Here is a 17,790-nt window from a genome sequence, read left to right as displayed (position 1 = left end):
AATATGTTGTCGATTCTTTATTCTCTAGGGTATTTTGCATTTGTAATTATTGCCTTAAAGATTTTTATTTTCCAAAAGATAACGTATTCGTGGGTTGAAAAATTATTAATTTTTTCTGTTTCACTTATTCCATTGGGTAAGTTAATCTATTTTCCAATACCAGGTTTAACAGGTTTAAAGTTTTCATTTATTTATGGAGCGATAGTTAGTTTTATTTGGCTAATGGTAAGGGGAGTTCATTCAAATGTATTATTTATTTTTATGATATTAATTATCCCATTGGCTTCGTTGTTGTATATTGAGAATATTAATTGGGTATTCTTATACAAACTTAATGCAGAGCAGAATGAAAGTAGTGCTTTGAGATTTTTGACCATTTTAATTCTAGTTCTGTATTCCACTGTCATTTATAGTGCTATTTATAAAAACCCAAGAATGCTCTCAACCGTTGCAGAATATTTTATTTTAGGGACCATCTATGCTTCTATTATAGGGGCAGGAATTTCATTAATGGTTCTTACTGGAAACCTAGATTCGGCTGGATTGGAGCCGATTTCAGCAGGTGTCCATATTATCCATATGGCAGGGGTAAATTTTTATAGATTTAACCCAGGGGCAAATGTAAACGAGTTTTCTATGATATTGGCTTATGCCATTTTTCTCACGCCTTTCACAAAGTTCTCAAAAAGAAAGAAGTACATATTAATAATAGCGTTTTTAATCCTCGAATTTGCTACATTGACTAGAGCATCTTGGCTTGCACTAATTCTTTCAACATTCTTGGCTACGTTTTTCATGCCCATTTTTAAAAAGAATGTTAAATGGACTTTAAGTATTGTCGTCTTATTCTTATTAATATTTTTTGTAATTTATAATAGTTCGCAAGAAGTAAAATATTTAATTGATTCTAGAACAAGTTTCAATATGGGCGCATCTGGACAGGAAAGACTTGAAAAGTTTGAGTATGTATTTAACGCTGTATCCAGTGATGTATTAAGGCTTATGTTTGGTTTTGGGTGGGCAACCAATATGTATGTTCATAATGTACCCCTTCAACTTCTTTATGAAGTAGGTTTGATAGGATTGCTAACATTTGTTATAGGCATAGTTCTCTATACTGGCGGTATTTTTAGAATGGAACGCTCATTACAGAAAGGACTTTTAATTGCAATTTTAGCTTTTATTATTATAGTCTCTTTTATGCATCACAACTTGTACCATGTTCAAACGTGGTTTATGTTAGGTTTTATTGCTGTTGTTGCAGCATTACATAGGAGGCAAACAGAGTGAAAGTTTTAGGTTTTACGGAAGAGAATCTAAAATATTTATTAAAAATAATTTTACTTTGTTATCTTTTTTTTTCAATTTTGTCCGGAAAAGAAATACAAGCTTTTGAGGTTAATGGATTAAGAGCATCTCAATGGGTAATGCTGATAGTTTCACCCGTTGCAATAATTTTATTTTTCAAATACAAATTGTTCAAACTCTTTGAAGTTAAGATTCTTCTAGTCATTTTTTTTATTGGATTTATTCAACTCATTCGGGGTTATATATACCTTTTCCCTGAAAACTTTATTTTAGGCCACTCAGGAATATTTATCTATCCGGTATTTTTTTTGTTTGGTTATTTGTTTTTTGAAAGTAAAGATGTAGTCTTGATTTTCGGTGTTATATTTCTAGGTTGTTTGTTAGGTATTTCATATTATGTCGGTTCATTTTATATTGAAAATGGTCAGTTGCCATTTTTGATTCGAGCCTCCTCTGATATTTTACCCGCTATGGCGGGAGGTCTGATGGTGTCCATTCTTTGCTATGCTTGGGTGTTTAACAAACGTTATTTAGTTTTATTATTACCTTTTATTTTATTTTCTTACTTGATATTGGTGAAAGGTGTACTGCTGGCTGCGATTTTGGCTTTACTGTTAATTTTATGTAAAGCTTATTTAAAATCAATGGCTTTTGTTGTTGTCGTGTTTGTTACAGGAGTTTTATATCTTATTTATGAAGACCTTCCTCATATCATTACACTTGCCAACAATGGGGATATATTTTGGTTTAACATAAGCTACAGATTTTTAGTGTGGAAGGATTATGTACAGCTGATGTTTACAAGTATTGAAAGTGGATTATATGGTAACGGAGTGACTCCTTTTTTTTCAAATACTGTTTTTTCTTCTTTCTCATCACCATGGTTTGTTTCAGACTGTAACGGAATTATAGATAGTAATCCCCATAACTCATATCTTTTGATTTTATATTACTCTGGTGTTATTGGTCTCGTTCCATTTTTATTACTCCTAGGAAGAGTATTTGCACTAAGAAAGATTGTCTATGATAAAAATGTCTTATTACTTTTACCTTTAGCATTAGTATTGTGTTTAATGGGCTTGACGACACCTGTACTTGAATTGCATTTTCTAGCTCCAATTTGTTGGGTCTTGTTAGGAGTTATTTTCAAAGTAAGGGCGGTACCCATAGAGACAAGATCGTCGGTGAAGTGCATTTAAATTTTTATCCTTATTCAACAATGGAGTGAATATGATCAATGTTATTTTATGTGGGGGTTCAGGAACACGTTTGTGGCCATTAAGTCGAACGATGTTACCCAAACAATTTGTGCGTTTATTTGATAACCGCTCATTGTTCCAAGATACAATATTACGAAATCAATCTGTATGCTCACATCTGTTTGTAGTTTCGAATAATGAACAATATTTTTTAGCCGTAGATCAGCTTGCACAAATCTCTTCAGAATCACCTCAGTTCTTATTGGAACCCGTTGGGCGTAATACTGCACCAGCCATCGCGTTGACCTGTATGGCTTTAGATGCAGATGATTTAGTACTGGTGACGCCATCTGATCATTTGGTTAAAGATCAGTTATCTTATGAACTAGCTGTAAAACAGGCAAAGTCTTTAGCAGAAGAAGGACATTTAGTCACCTTTGGTATTAAGCCAACTTATCCAGAAGTAGGGTTTGGTTACATTGAAGCGAATAAAAATCAAGGCAATGATGTTTTATCTTTTAAGGAAAAGCCTTCTGAAGAGGTTGCTCAATCTTATATTGACCAAGGTAACTACTACTGGAATTCTGGCATGTTCTGCTTTAAAGCCGGCGTGTTTTTAGAAGAGCTAAAACAGTACGCCCCTGATATGTTCCAGGCCTGCCAAAATGCCATGCCAACAGACTGTAGTGACCATGAGATTCGTATTGCTTTAGACGCGATGAATGCGATACCTGATGACAGTATTGATTATGTAGTGATGGAGAAATCAGACAAAGTGAAGGTTGTACCTTGTGAGATGGGTTGGTCTGACTTAGGCAGTTTTGATGCTTTGTATGACGAAGTAAAACAACCAGGCCTGGTCAATGCCATTTTGCCACGTTTAGCCAATTCACCTGAACCTATTTGTGTGGATTCGACTAATAATTTAATTGTGAGCCGTGAACGTACTATCGCGCTGATTGATATTAACGATTTGTTGATCGTCGATACCTCAGATGCAATTTTGATTTCGCAAAAGGGTAGCTCGCAAAAAGTGAAGAAGGTTGTCGCTGAGATTAAGGGAACGGTTCCTGAACTTGCAGAAATTCATCGCTTAGCACACCGACCTTGGGGGACTTATGAAGTGTTACAAGATTCTGAACAATACAAAGTAAAACGTATTGTGGTGAAGCCTGGTAGCAAGCTGTCTTTACAAAAGCATTTTCACCGTAATGAGCATTGGATCGTGGTTTCAGGAACCGCAAAAGTTACCGTTGATGAAGATGTTTTCTTAGTTAGGCCAAATGAATCAACCTATATTCAAATGGGGCAAGTTCATCGCTTGGAAAACCAAGGCAAGATTGATTTAATTATGATTGAAGTTCAAGTAGGTGAGTACACTGGTGAAGATGATATTGTTCGAATCAATGATATCTATGGGCGTTAAACATATTTAATCTGGAATTTAAAATGAAAGTATTAGTTGTTGGTGGTGCAGGTTATATTGGTTCCCACATGGTGAAGATGTTGACTAGAAGTGGTCATCATGATGTAGTTGTATTGGATAACTTGTCTACGGGTTTTCGGGACGCCGTTAAATACGGGCATCTTGTTATTGGTGATTTAGCAGATATTCATTTATTGGAAAATCTGTTTAATGAGCATAAATTTGATGGTGTTATACACTTTGCCGCGAATAGCTTGGTGGGCGAATCAATGATGTTACCAGCTAAATACTACCGTAATAATGTGGCCAATACTCTTAATCTACTTGATGTTATGGTCCGTCACAATGTGAAGAACTTTGTTTTTTCTTCAACGGCGGCGATTTTTGGCGAGCCGGAATATACACCTATAGATGAAGCCCACCCTAAAGAACCGATTAACCCCTATGGTTCAAGTAAATTAATGATAGAGTGTATACTAAAAGATTATGCTGCGGCCTATGGTTTAAATTCGGTCTCTTTACGCTATTTTAATGCTTGTGGTGCCGATCCCGAGGGAGAGTTAGGGGAAAACCATGATCCAGAGACCCATTTGATTCCTTTAATATTACAAGCTGCTTCAGGCAGAAGAGACTCTATAACTGTGTTTGGACGTGATTACGATACGGAAGACGGTACTTGTATTCGTGATTATATTCATATTAATGATCTGTGCTCAGCACACGTTTTAGGTTTGGAAAAAATCCTGAAAGAGAGTTCGGGTAAGGCGTTGATGTATAACTTGGGAAATGGGTGTGGTTTTTCTGTTCAACAAGTAATCGATGTGGTTAAAAATGTAGTTGCTGAAGAAGGGCGCAGTCTAACGGTTGAAGAGGGTAAGCGAAGACCTGGCGATCCAGCGGCGTTGGTAGCGGATGCAACGAAAGCCAAGCAGGAGCTGAATTGGCAGCCTCAATATGAAGATGTAAAAACCATTGTTGGCCATGCTTGGGCATGGGAGAAGAAACTAGCCAAGATTTAATGCTGATTTTATAATGATTTTATAATGATTTTAAATTAAAAAATGCCTGTTTTTAGCAGGCATTTTTGTTTATAAACCCTTTAAATACAGTCAGTATGATGATTTTAATATCTAGCCAGACAGACCATGCATTAATGTAGTGTAGGTCGTATTCAATTCTTTTTTCTAAAGATGTGTCGCCTCTCCAGCCGTGAATTTGTGCCCAGCCCGTAATGCCAGCTTTCACCATATGTTTTTGCATATAACGTGGAATTTCTTTTCTGAATTGTTTTACAAAAATATCTCTTTCAGGGCGTGGCCCGACAATAGACATATCCCCTTTTAGTACATTTAGAAATTGTGGGAGCTCATCAAGGCTAGTAGCTCTAATAAACTGTCCAAACTTAGTATTTGTTTTGCTTTTTGCGCTACCCCATTGAATACCCGATTTTTCAGTGTCGATAGGCATTGATCTAAACTTGAACATTTCAAAGTTTTTTCCGTTCCAGCCAACGCGTGTTTGTCTATAAAAAATAGGTCCTGGAGATGTAATTTTTATACCTAAAATAACAATAAACATAATGGGACTTATTAATATTAGTATTAACAAGGATAGCGCAATATCTTCTATTCTTTTAAGGAATCTAGCGGAATTACTGTTTAGAGGTGTGTCAAAAACGCTAACGATGGGGATGCCTTTTAATTCTGTCCACTTTGCATGCATAAGGTCAAAGGTAAAAACATCAGGAACAAATTTTACAATGGCCGTGGTATCAGTCAACTCGTCGAGTATTTGTTTGATTTTTGATTCCGCTCTAAGTGGTAGGCAGATGTAAATTTCATTATATTTGTTTAGGTTTACATTGTCAGCAATGTTATGTGTGCATCCCATAACAGGAATGTTGTTAATATCTGAATTGTGTAATTCAGGATTGTCATCATAAAAAGCGGAAACCTCATAGCCTAACCAAGAGTTGTCATTAATGATGCTGGCAATGCGTTTACCTATGTTGCCCGCTCCAATAATAGCAATGGTACGACCATTTTTTCCTGAAGAGCGTAATTTACCTAAAAGTATCCTGATTAGAATTCGGTAACTAATTAAGCCAAGTAGTGTGACTACGGCCCAAATACTTACTGCTAAACGAGAAAAATTATTAGCATCTTTCGTTAAGAAGGCGATGATGATTAAACTCGCCCAAGTCAATAACCAAGCATTTAAGATAAGTTTTGCGCTGGAGAAAAGAGGGCGGGCACGCCAGTTTTGATATATGCCAACAGTTTGGGCTGAAAAAACGAAGAACAAGCTACCAAGAATACCCATCACCAGATAACGGTCATGCCATGGCGCAGGTGATAAATGGACAATGGCAGAAAGCAGAGCTAAGGGAAGCACTGCATCGGTAAAACGATGTAGCCAAACAAAACCGGATTGATCGGGTTTAATTCCAGATAACATAAGTAACTCACTTTTTTTAATGAGAGGATTATACCTAAAAGAAAAGTGTTAGGTCAGCTGTACCATTCAAACTTCACACTCTACTGTGAAAATAACCCAGTTAATCTATTTAATTAGTACTTTTATTGTGCGCACTCTATATTCTAATAGCACTTTTCTATTACTTTGAATACGTAAGATTACTTTTTATATTATGCCGTACTTTAAATTTTTGTACGTCTAAAAATGTGACTGGTGTTGGATTAAATAGTTTAAATGTGTCTGCATTTGCGAACCCTATAAACGCCAATACGGCGAAAATTTACCTTAGAATATTCATGATTTGGTTATTATAAAAATTTATATTTTACTCTCAAGTGACACTTAGCCATGCAAAATTCCGTGAGTGTCGTTGGAAAAAGATGAGTTCTAGGGGCATTATCGCGATTGACGCGCTATCTCTCCTTGTGTAGTGTAACCCATCTATCAAACCAAAAAAATGACGTGTGGTGAGGGAATTTAGACAGCAGAAATATTAATTATAGATGCTGCGTTGCGTATTTAAAAATACAATGCTAAGTATATTTACTTTTTACCTGGTCTAGGCATTCTGATATGATTAACTTGTCCATGTTTTTTATGTGGTTATGTTCTTTCAAATGGGAGTATTGTTATGTTGTTGAAAACAGGGTTATTAATCGCACTATTGAGTTTTAGTGCAAGTGTTTTATCCAGTCCGGTTAATGTAAATACGGGATCAGCAGAAGAGATATCTTCGGCCTTAAAGGGTATTGGTCCTACCAAAGCCGTGGCTATTTCTAAATTGTGCCAAGCAACGCCATGTACAAAGCCAGAAGACCTTCTGCAGGTAAAAGGCATTGGTGAGAAAACCTTAGAAAAAATCAAGATGGATTTAGTGTTTAAAACCGCAAAATAATTTTTACTGCGAAAGCATTTCAACCAGGCCTGGTCATTCTGATTGGGCTTTTTTTTACCATGAGTTTGGGTGATATTCTGTGATGTTATGTTTTTATTCTGAGATTCATCAATTGGTATATTTCATTAGACTGCAAGTGAAATATTTCTTTGTGTTTGCTCTTAATACATTCAAACCTATACTTAAATGAGAATGATTGATGACTTCCTATTCGACACGTAATCTACCAGGCCTGGTTATTTGGTTAGTTCTTTTATGTTCTAGTTTCGTCGTCTATGCGATTGACTTAACATCAGATGGGAATGTGCAGGGATCAATACTTAATTCGTCTCGGACTGAAAATGCGATATTGCCAGTTGCTCCTAATTTACTGCTATTAAAGCAATATGAGCCAGGGCAAAATATTAATGGCTGGCTTATGAGTGAGAAATTAGACGGCGTGCGGGCTTATTGGAATGGCAAGCAGTTATTGAGTCGTAGTGGCAAACCATTTGCAGTGCCCGCCTGGTTTATTGAGGATTTCCCACCCTTCGAATTGGATGGTGAGTTGTGGTTAGGGCGTCACCAATTTGAACAAACTGTCTCAATTGTAAATACTCAAACTGCGCATGAAGGGTGGCGGGATATTACCTATCAAATTTTTGAAGTGCCCAATCAAGCCGGAGGGCTTTTAGCTCGACTTAAGGTGCTTAAATTATATTTAATTCCATTTCCGGCTCCTTTTGTGCGGATTATTGATCAAGTGATGGTGAATAGTGATGCACAATTACAAGCCGAATTACAACGAATACTGGCACTTAACGGTGAAGGTTTAGTCGTTAGAAATCCGGTAAGTTCGTATGAGACTGGACGCTCAAGTGACGCTTTAAAAGTGAAGTTACAACAGGATGCAGAATGTAAGATAAAGAGATATACGGCTGGTAAAGGAAAATATCTCGGAAAAGTCGGTGCGTTAGCCTGCGAAATAATGGAGGGCCAGTTCATGCACTTAACAGATTCCAAAGACAGGCTGCTCAAAATTGGAAGTGGTCTAAGCGATCTACAACGTTCTCAGCCACCGAAAATAGGTTCAGTGATTACGTTTCAATATAATGGTTTAACTCAAAAAGGCCTTCCCAGATTTCCAGTATTCTTGAGAGTCAGAACTGACGACTAGCATGGTGGCGTCTGTTCTTCCGTTATCATTTACACAATTTCATAATGCTTATGCAAATTGACAGGCATCGCTTTTATTTAAAATCACCAGGGCTGCTTGATTCATTACCTTGGGGTGAATAGCCTTTATGACTATCAGGTGTGTCCTGACACCCACTAAGAATGTGGGTGTGAAGAGAAAGTTATCTATATCCTTAGCATTGCATAAATGCATCAATGCGATCTAATGCATTGACTAAATTTTCCATGCTCGTGGCGAAAGAGATACGTAGATGTTTATCGGCTCCAAATGCTGAACCAGGTACCACGGCCACTAATTTCTCTTCTAAAAGAGCGGTTGTTAAATCCGTATCAGTGGCCATGTTTTTCATGGTTAATGCTTGTGAAACATCCATAAATGCGTAAAAAGCACCATGCGCTTCTATGCACTTAAACCCGGGAATTTGATTGATTCTTTCTACCACAAAAGTGTGGCGCTTTTTGAATTCGACCAACATGGTTTGAATGCACTCTTGCGAGCCATTTAAAGCTGCGACGGCTGCGGCCTGTGAGATTGAACAAGGGTTAGAGGTACTTTGTGACTGTACCTTGCGCATCCCAGTAATAATCTCTGCCGGACCGGCTGCATAACCTATACGCCAACCTGTCATTGAGTAGGCTTTGGATACGCCATTCATTACCACCGTACGCTCTGTTAATTCAGGGCACACTTCCAATATATTAGTAAAAGGCATATCGCTAATCATAATATGTTCATACATATCATCTGACGCAATGATAATGTTTGGGTACTTAACTAAAACGTCCGCTAGGCTTTTAAGCTCATCAGCGGTATAAACAGCCCCCGTTGGATTGGATGGGCTATTCACGACCATTATTTTGGTCTTAGGCGTGATCGCCTCTTCAAGTTGAGTGGCGGTGATTTTAAAACCTTGCTCTATACCGGCTTCAATAATAACAGGTTCACCACCGGCTAATAATGCCATATCCGGATATGAGACCCAGTAAGGCGCTGGAATAATGACCTCATCGCCATCATTTAAAATCGCTTGGCAAAGATTAAAAAAACTCTGTTTGCCTCCTGAAGAGACTAGGATTTGGTTCATCGCATACTCTAAACCATTATCACGTTTAAATTTCGCTTGAATGGCTTCTTTCAACTCAGGCGTGCCATCGACGGCAGTATAACGGGTTTGGCCATTTTGGATCGCTGTTATGCCAGCGGCTTTGATATGCTGTGGCGTATCAAAATCTGGTTCTCCAGCGCCAAGGCTTATAATATCTTTACCGGCGCGTTTTAATTCTGCTGCTTTGGCGGTAATTACCAGTGTAAGGGAAGGTTTAACTCGATTAACACGATCAGATAAACTAGCCATTGATTGAATTTCTCCGCGAATGAATGAACTTGTATAATACGTCTTTTGTTTGGCATCAAAGCCAGGAAAAAGTTTTAGTAGAATCAAGTGAGCTTTGCATTAGTATTTAACTATTAATACTCCCTATTCTACTGGATTTTACCTGGGTTTTTAAAGGAATTATTGTGTCTAAATCGTTTGAATTAGTTTCTTCGTACTCTCCTAATGGAGATCAGCCAGCAGCGATTGCCCAATTGGTTGAAGGATTGAAGGATGGAGAAGCCTATCAGACCCTTCTTGGGGTGACCGGGTCGGGTAAAACGTTTACCATTGCAAATGTCATTCAACAGGTGCAGCGGCCAACGATTATTATTGCCCACAATAAAACCTTAGCGGCACAACTGTATGGTGAAATGAGGAGTTTTTTCCCTAATAATGCAGTCGAATATTTTGTCTCCTATTATGACTATTATCAGCCAGAGGCTTATGTTCCGGCTTCTGACACCTATATTTCAAAAGATTCCTCCGTTAATGAACAGATAGAACAACTACGTTTATCCGCGACAAAAGCGCTGCTAGAACGCGAGGATGTTATTTTGATTGCCACCGTGTCCGCTATTTACGGTTTAGGCGACCCTGAAATGTATCTGAAGATGATTCTACAAATTCGTTTGGGAGATAGGATTGTACAGCGTGATATTCTAGCCAGATTGATTTCCATGCAATATAAACGTAACGACATAGAGCTGTGGCGCGGTAGTTTTCGGGTACGTGGTGATGTTATTGATATTTTTCCGGCAGAAGCGGATGAATATGCCGTTCGTATTGAACTATTTGATGATGAAGTCGAGAGCATCGCTTGGTTTGATCCCCTCACAGGGGAGGTTTTGTCGCGTCCGACCCGTGCAACCGTCTATCCTAAATCGCATTATGTGACGCCAAAAGAGCGCGTTTTAGAGATGGTCGAGCACGTCAAAGTTGAGCTGGTGGAACGTTTGGCTGAATTGCGTTCAATGACTAAATTGGTTGAGGCACAACGGTTAGAGGAGCGTACTCGACTCGATATAGAGATGATGGTGGAGTTAGGTTACTGCCAAGGAATTGAAAACTACTCGCGTTATTTATCTAAACGAGAAGCAGGGCAAGCACCGCCGACCTTAATGGACTATTTTCCAAAAAATGCTCTGCTGGTGATTGATGAAAGTCACGTTACTATCCCGCAAATTGGAGGGATGTATAAGGGCGATCGCTCTCGTAAAGAAAATTTGGTCAATTACGGCTTTAGGTTGCCCTCAGCAATGGACAATAGACCAATGATGTTTGAAGAGTTCGAACGTGCCATGCCGCAGGCTATTTTTGTGTCAGCGACACCCGGCAAGTATGAAGCCGAGCACTGCTCAACGATGGTGGAGCAAGTGGTGCGTCCGACAGGATTATTAGATCCTATTATTGAAGTGCGCTCCGCCTTAACTCAGGTGGATGATTTATTGGGCGAAATTCGCTGGCGAGCAGAAGCAGGTCAGCGTATTTTAGTCACGACTTTAACCAAACGGATGTCTGAGAATCTCACTGAATATTTTGAAGATCATGGTGTAAGGGTACGATACCTGCATTCTGATATTGATACGGTAGAGCGCATAGAAATTATTCGAGACTTGCGACTTGGCGAGTTTGATGTGCTGATTGGCATTAACTTGTTGCGAGAAGGTTTGGATATTCCAGAGGTGGCTTTAGTCGCTATTTTGGATGCCGATAAGGAGGGGTTTTTACGTTCTGAACGCGCTTTAATCCAAACGATAGGTCGTGCCGCCCGAAATGTGGAAGGAAAGGCGATTCTGTATGCCGATAAAATCACTAAGTCGATGAAAACCGCGATTGATGAGACCGAACGTCGCCGTGAAAAGCAGATTGAATATAATTTGGAAAGAGGAATTACTCCGCAAGGTTTGAATAAGAAAGTCAGTGATATTTTAGAAGGTTCTCCTTATGCTTCTAAACCGACCAGGCCTGGTAAGTTACCAAAAGTAGCCGAAAGTAGTGGTGAATATGTCAAGCATCAAAAACCGCTTTCTCATGCAGAGCTATTGAGTCAGTTGAAAAAGTTAGAAAAGGAGATGTATAAAGCGGCAAAAGAGTTGGATTTTGAAAAAGCCGCTCAATTGAGAGATGATGTTAAGTCATTAAAAGCAAACATGGTAGGCATTGGAGATTTGCGCTAGATGAAAGCAGGCATTTAGAGACCGTTTCTGTTCTTAATACGAACTCGGATTAAGGATGCAATCGAGTTCATTGATAGACAGAATGAAACGTTAATAAACGTCTTGTTAAGATTTTAGATTAAATTGCGGAGCCTCAGGAGAGCCTCCATTCTCCATACTCTGTGGCAGTGGGAGTTTGCTGTTTAATTTTATATTAAGCCTCAGGTCATTCATCGAGTCCGCTCCCCGTAAGGCATCTTCATAACAGATAAAGCCCTTCTCATAAAGTTCAAATAAAGCCGTGTCAAAGGTTTGCATTCCAGCGACTCGAGAAGCTTGCATGAGTTGTTTAATCTCTGATACTTTTCCCTTAAAAATGAGCTCGGACATACGTGGTGTATTGATTAACACCTCAATAGCCGCCACCAGCCCACCCCCAATTTTAGGAATGAGACGTTGCGAGACAATTGCGCGCAAATTAAGGGATAAATCCATCAGAATATGGTCACGTTGGTCAGCAGGAAAGAAGTTGATAATTCGATCTAAGGTTTGGTTGGTATTGTTCGCATGCAATGTCGATAGACATAAGTGACCTGTTTCAGCAAAAGCGATGGCATGTTCCATCGTTTCTTGAGCACGAATTTCCCCAATAAGAATAACGTCAGGGGCTTGTCGAAGAGTATTTTTCAATGCACTGGCATAAGAATCCGTATCAACTCCCACTTCCCGTTGTGTGACAATCGATTTTTTATGGGCATGAACAAACTCAATTGGGTCTTCAATGGTAATGATGTGACCTTCTTGTTCTTTGTTTCGTAAGTCGACTAAGCTGGCAAGTGTGGTCGACTTGCCCGATCCCGTGCCGCCAACGATCAGAATTAAGCCATTTTGTTCCATAATAGACTCTCTTAAAATTTCGGGTAAGTTAAGAGAGTTAAAATCAGGTATTTCTGTATGCACGGAACGAATGACCATGCCGGCGGTGCCACGCTGGACAAATACATTGACACGATAACGCGCGATACCCTCTATATGGTATGCAAAGTTACTTTCCTGGGTATTCTGAAAAGTGGCCAGTTGGTCGTGATTCATCATTTCAACACAAAGTTTGGTGACAACTTCTGGAGTCAATTTATCTTCCGTAATGTTGATCAGTCGACGATCCTTTTTCATGGTCGCAGGACGTTCAGCGGTAATGAAAAGGTCGGAACCACCTTGTTGTGAAAAATAAATTAAAAGTTTATGCAATTCAGAAATGTTATCGGTTGTCATTCTATGGCTCCATTCAATGTGCGCAAATTAACTAAAGTTGGCTTTATTTGCGGCTTTGGTACGCGCATCTTCTAAACTTATCAAGCCTTTATTAACCAGTTCCTTAAGATTTTGATCGAGTGTTTGCATACCGGCTTGTGTAGATGTTTGAATCACTGAGTACATTTGGGGGATTTTAGCTTCACGGATAAGGTTTCGAATGGCTGTATTGGCTAGCATGATTTCATGGACAGCAATTCGCCCACCGGTGGTTTTTTTCAAAAGCGCTTGAGATATAACTGCCTGTAACGATTCCGAAAGCATCGAACGCACCATCTCTTTTTCTTCCGCTGGAAAAACATCAATAATACGGTCAATGGTTTTGGCCGCCGAGCTCGTGTGCAAGGTGCCAAATACGAGATGTCCAGTTTCTGCCGCTGTTAATGCTAAACGAATGGTTTCTAAATCACGTAACTCACCGACTAAAATAACATCAGGATCTTCGCGTAATGCCGAACGTAATGCGTTACTAAAGCTTTTGGTATCACGATGGACTTCACGCTGGTTAATTAAACAACGAATGGGCTCGTGTACAAATTCGATAGGATCTTCTACTGTGAGAATGTGGCCTGGAATGCCTTTGTTGACGTAATCAACCATGGCGGCTAGGGTCGTTGATTTACCAGACCCAGTCGGCCCTGTGACTAAGACTAAGCCTCTTGGGAAACTGGAAATGGCTTTAAATATTTCAGGTGCATCAAGTTCTTCTAAGGTCAGAACTTTACTTGGAATGGTTCGGAACACGGCTGAAATGCCGCGATTTTGCTGGAAAATATTTGCTCTGAATCGTGCAATGTTAGGCAGTTCAAATGAAAAGTCTGCTTCCATCTCAGATTCAAAACCACGACGTTGTTCATCATTCATGATGTCATAAATCATCGTCTGTAACTGCTCTGGACCTAAACTTGGTGCATCAATTCTCTGAACGTCTCCGTCTTTCCGAATGATTGGCGGTTGTCCGGTAGAGAGGTGTAAATCAGATGCGCCTTGCTGAACACTGAATTCTAATAATTGAGTAATTTCCATAGACCTGTCCTTTGTAAATGCTAACAACAACTTTATGCATTATAGGCAATCGAATGAATAAAAAGCATTTTATGATTGAGATTGTTTACGTATGAGCAATAAACTCTCTGTATAATGCAGTATAAAATTAATGCTTCACTTATTATCTAAAGGTAAAAAACTGATATGGATTCAAGATTAAAAGCGCAACCTGTAGACAATATAAATAATGATGAGATTGACTTATTTGAATTATGGGATGGTTTAGTGGCTGAAAAACTGACCATTTTAGTTAGTTTTGTCATCACCGTTTTGCTTGCTGCAATATATGCCTTTAATGTAACGCCAGTTTATCAGTCAGAGTCTTATTTACTGCCACCTGCTGCGGAAAAGGTTTTGCCAATGAATGAGTTGGCAATTGTGTTGGGCTCGACGGCGACGGCGACGGCGACTGTAGCTGGTGTTACTGCTACGACTGGTGATGCTGTGAATACTCCACATACTGTATTCACTCAATTCCTAACAAATTTAGGGTCTCGACAGACACTAAAACTTATTTTCAATAAATACGCTTTAGTAAATACTTATTATTCAGGCATTGATCAACAGCTTGGAACAGAGAAAATAAAAATTGAAAAAAAAGCTTTTAATCAATTTATCGAAGATTTTTCTATCAAAATGCCTACAGGGAAGTCTGTATCTAAAGCGATTTCAGTCAGTTTAGCTTTACCGTTAACCGAGCAAGAGGTCGCGGATATCTTAAATGATTTGGTGAAAATAGCGGAACTGAAAACCATTCAGCAATTCTATCAACAGATACTATCAAAAAAGCAAAGTCGTATCGGTTTGTTGAATGACCGTATCTCTAGCGTTAGGCAAATCGCTTCCGATAAACGTTTGGACAGAATGGCTCAGTTAGATGAAGCGATTATAATTACTCAAAAATTGGGGTTAAATAAACCGGTTTCTGCAGGTCCTACGCTTAATATTAACAATGTAAATACAGAGACTGTCCATAATTCCGCGCTTTATTTGCTCGGTTCTGATTTGTTGGTTGCCGAGAGAACGGTTCTAGAATTGAGAAAAAATGATGATGCTTTTATTCCTGAGCTGCGTAATTTACAAGAACTGTTGCAAAAATTACAAAGTTTAAAAATTATAAAAACTGATTTTGGTGTCGTAACCATTGACCAAGCTGCGGTTTATGGTGATAAAATCAAACCTAAAAAATCAATAATTTTAGCTGTCGCTGGCGTCTTGGGACTCATGTTGGGTGTTTTTATTGCTTTGATTCGTCGAGCAATTAAAAAGCATTATCAAGCTAGTTTACCTGTAGCCTAGTTTCTTGAGGATTTAAAATGACCAGGCCAGGTCTCTGAGAGAGTTGAAAATCAATAAACCATAAAAAAACGGCTTAGAAGCCGTTTTTTTATGGTTGAAATAGGGTCAATTAACGAGCCCCCTTAAAAACCGATTTTATGCACCGTTGCTTCAATACCTTTCGCTTTGTAGGCCTTCCAGCGTTCGCGCCCCATTTGGATTAAATAGTCGGATTGATCGAGGATTTCTATAGTTCTTTGATACTGCTCGAACACGCTTGGGAATTCAGGGTGCAGATTAATCAGCACATCGCGCGATGGTTTTAGAATCCGTTCGCCATACAATTGAATAGGCGCAGGAATTTGTTTAGTCACACCATGCGGGATAAAGCTTTGCGGTTGTGCATTCCACAGCATTAAATCATAGCGTAAGGCATCTTGTTCTGATTCAAAACGCACATCACAGCGGCGTTTTTCGGCCCAAATCTTTTTAAGCAATTTGTTCAAAAAAACTTCCCGAGACTGTGGATCAGTACTGTTCAATACATAGAAAAGCACATCCTTTGATGCACTTGGTAATGAGGTGGACTGTTCAGTTTGTGGTACTGTCATGCGTTTTTATGCCTTTGCTTCAGTCAACAAGTATTCAACTAGGGCTGGAACAGGGCGACCCGTTGCACCTTTTTTGTCGCCACTGATCCAAGCGGTTCCCGCAATGTCTAAATGTGCCCAATCAACTTCTTTCACAAAACGCGCTAAAAACTGTGCGGCAGTAATGGATCCACCCGCACGCCCCCCGATATTAGCCATATCGGCAAAATTAGATTTCAATTGCTCATCCCACTCTTCGCCAAGTGGTAGCTGCCAAAAACGGTCATAGGTTGTTTCACCTGCTGTTCTTAAAGCATCCACAAGGGGTTGGTTGTTGCCCATAATAGCAGAAACATGATGACCTAAAGCGATAATACAAGCACCCGTTAAGGTCGCCATGTCAATGATTTTAGAAGGCTTATACGTTTGTTGCGTGTAAGTTAAAGCATCACACAGAATCAGACGGCCTTCAGCATCGGTATTGAGAACTTCAATGGTTTGACCTGAAAGGGACGTGACGACATCACCTGGCTTGATGGCATTACCAGAAGGCATGTTTTCAGTGGCAGGAATGACACCGACGACATTGATATTTGGTTTAATCTCACCTAACGCTTTAAAAACGCCTAGGACCGTTGCTGCACCACCCATGTCGTATTTCATTTCATCCATTCCCGCCCCAGGCTTCAATGAGATTCCACCTGTATCAAAGGTCACGCCTTTACCGACCAGAGCGATAGGCGCTTGTGAGGATTCTCCTCCCTTATAGGATAGACAGATCATTTTTGGAGGGGTATCTCCACCCTGCGCGACGGACATGAAAGAACCCATGCCCATTTCAATCATCTCTTTGCGATCAAGAATCTTAATATCAAAATCAAATTCTTGACCTAATTGAATGGCGGTCTCTGCTAAATAGGTTGGAGTACAAAAGTTACTCGGCATATTCGCTAATTCTTGTGTTAAGGCCATACCTAGTGCTGTCGCTTGACCTTGATGTGCTGCGGCCGTGTAATCATCAGCAGGGAAAACCATGCTTTCTACTTTAGGCTCTTTTAACGAATGGCTGCCACGGCTTTCATGACTGTAATCATAGAAGCTACGTTGAAATATTTGCGCATTTTGGGTCACTGCCCACTTAATGCTTTCAGCAGCGGGCTTGGCAAAAATAGCGGCATTGACAATATGAATTGCACCACAATGATCTAATGCATCAGCCGCGGCTTGGATTGAGGTGAGGTAACCTTTGGTGGTCAGCTTGTCTTTTGCACCGAAACCCACTAACAATACTCTCTGAAATTCAATACCCGCTGGTTTAATGAGGAGCAGCGTTGTCCCCACGTTTCCGCTGAAATCGCCTGATTTCGACAGGCTTTTGCTTAATGCATTCAAAGTCGATTGCTGTGGCAGAATGTTCTCTAACGAGATGATCTCGCCTTCATCATTAATAGGGAGAATTAAAGTATCAAGGTGGGTGAACGAGGTATTGAATGCAAATTGAATATGTTTCATAGTTTAAGCCCTTAAAATCGAGGATTCAGATTGGTGAA

General features: G+C 39.5%; 14 protein-coding genes. 8 read left to right on the top strand and 6 right to left on the bottom strand.

The genetic code is table 11. The features are described from left to right. The first annotated feature begins 3 nt into the window (after positions 1-3). From F612_RS0106480 to galE, 4 genes are read left to right on the top strand one after another with little or no spacing between them, the layout of a single operon-like run. Positions 4-1,290 carry an O-antigen ligase family protein gene (locus F612_RS0106480; RefSeq protein ID WP_019556947.1) on the top strand — a complete coding sequence of 429 codons (1,287 nt, stop codon included), beginning with the start codon at positions 4-6 and terminating at the stop codon, positions 1,288-1,290. Next, on the top strand, positions 1,287-2,507 hold the full coding sequence (locus F612_RS0106475) for a hypothetical protein (RefSeq protein WP_019556946.1): 1,221 nt from the start codon (positions 1,287-1,289) through the stop codon (positions 2,505-2,507). Before F612_RS0106480 ends, F612_RS0106475 begins: the two co-directional genes overlap by 4 nt. Before the next feature lie 31 nt (positions 2,508-2,538). Then, a complete protein-coding gene (locus tag F612_RS0106470; RefSeq protein ID WP_019556945.1) occupies positions 2,539-3,933 on the top strand; it encodes a mannose-1-phosphate guanylyltransferase/mannose-6-phosphate isomerase in 1,395 nt (464 codons plus the stop codon). 23 nt (positions 3,934-3,956) lie between these two features. Next, positions 3,957-4,952 (top strand): UDP-glucose 4-epimerase GalE, encoded by a 996-nt coding sequence (gene galE / locus F612_RS0106465; RefSeq protein ID WP_019556944.1) that lies wholly within the window; start codon positions 3,957-3,959, stop codon positions 4,950-4,952. Between the two features lie 52 nt (positions 4,953-5,004). Here the strand turns inward: galE and F612_RS0106460 are convergent, their stop codons facing one another. Next, on the bottom strand, positions 5,005-6,390 hold the full coding sequence (locus tag F612_RS0106460; protein WP_019556943.1) for an undecaprenyl-phosphate glucose phosphotransferase: 1,386 nt from the start codon (positions 6,388-6,390) through the stop codon (positions 5,005-5,007). A gap of 652 nt (positions 6,391-7,042) precedes the next feature. Between F612_RS0106460 and F612_RS0106455 the strand changes: the two genes are divergently transcribed. After that, positions 7,043-7,306 carry a ComEA family DNA-binding protein gene (locus F612_RS0106455; RefSeq protein WP_019556942.1) on the top strand — a complete coding sequence of 88 codons (264 nt, stop codon included), beginning with the start codon at positions 7,043-7,045 and terminating at the stop codon, positions 7,304-7,306. Between the two features lie 199 nt (positions 7,307-7,505). Beyond that, positions 7,506-8,462 carry a DNA ligase gene (locus tag F612_RS0106450; RefSeq protein WP_019556941.1) on the top strand — a complete coding sequence of 319 codons (957 nt, stop codon included), beginning with the start codon at positions 7,506-7,508 and terminating at the stop codon, positions 8,460-8,462. A gap of 193 nt (positions 8,463-8,655) precedes the next feature. Here the strand turns inward: F612_RS0106450 and F612_RS0106445 are convergent, their stop codons facing one another. Continuing rightward, positions 8,656-9,837 carry a pyridoxal phosphate-dependent aminotransferase gene (locus F612_RS0106445; RefSeq protein ID WP_026329666.1) on the bottom strand — a complete coding sequence of 394 codons (1,182 nt, stop codon included), beginning with the start codon at positions 9,835-9,837 and terminating at the stop codon, positions 8,656-8,658. 164 nt (positions 9,838-10,001) lie between these two features. Between F612_RS0106445 and uvrB the strand changes: the two genes are divergently transcribed. Beyond that, on the top strand, positions 10,002-12,035 hold the full coding sequence (gene uvrB / locus F612_RS0106440; protein WP_019556938.1) for an excinuclease ABC subunit UvrB: 2,034 nt from the start codon (positions 10,002-10,004) through the stop codon (positions 12,033-12,035). A 105-nt stretch (positions 12,036-12,140) separates the two neighbouring features. On the opposite strand, the gene F612_RS0106435 is transcribed toward uvrB, so the two are convergent. Both F612_RS0106435 and F612_RS0106430 read right to left on the bottom strand, forming a co-directional pair. Next, positions 12,141-13,286 carry a PilT/PilU family type 4a pilus ATPase gene (locus F612_RS0106435; RefSeq protein ID WP_019556937.1) on the bottom strand — a complete coding sequence of 382 codons (1,146 nt, stop codon included), beginning with the start codon at positions 13,284-13,286 and terminating at the stop codon, positions 12,141-12,143. Between the two features lie 27 nt (positions 13,287-13,313). Next, the gene (locus F612_RS0106430) at positions 13,314-14,351 is read right to left on the bottom strand and encodes a type IV pilus twitching motility protein PilT (protein ID WP_019556936.1); all 1,038 of its coding nucleotides are present in this window, start codon (positions 14,349-14,351) and stop codon (positions 13,314-13,316) included. 165 nt (positions 14,352-14,516) lie between these two features. Here F612_RS0106430 and F612_RS0106425 point away from each other — a divergent pair, with 165 nt between their 5' ends. Continuing rightward, complete coding sequence (locus F612_RS0106425; protein WP_019556935.1) at positions 14,517-15,671, top strand: LPS O-antigen chain length determinant protein WzzB; 1,155 nt, start codon at positions 14,517-14,519, stop codon at positions 15,669-15,671. A 122-nt stretch (positions 15,672-15,793) separates the two neighbouring features. Here F612_RS0106425 and F612_RS0106420 read toward each other — a convergent pair whose 3' ends face one another. Both F612_RS0106420 and F612_RS0106415 read right to left on the bottom strand, forming a co-directional pair. Beyond that, entirely contained in the window at positions 15,794-16,261 is a 468-nt protein-coding gene (locus F612_RS0106420; protein WP_019556934.1) for a DNA polymerase III subunit chi, read from the bottom strand. A 6-nt stretch (positions 16,262-16,267) separates the two neighbouring features. Continuing rightward, entirely contained in the window at positions 16,268-17,752 is a 1,485-nt protein-coding gene (locus tag F612_RS0106415) for a leucyl aminopeptidase (RefSeq protein ID WP_019556933.1), read from the bottom strand. Between the last annotated feature and the right edge of the window lie 38 nt (positions 17,753-17,790).

Origin of the sequence: Thiomicrorhabdus arctica DSM 13458, from assembly GCF_000381085.1 — a bacterium.
Taxonomy (GTDB): Bacteria; Pseudomonadota; Gammaproteobacteria; order Thiomicrospirales; family Thiomicrospiraceae; genus Thiomicrorhabdus; species Thiomicrorhabdus arctica.
The sequence above is the reverse complement of the archived record's forward strand: the minus strand, read 5'-3'. Positions and strand labels throughout refer to the sequence as shown.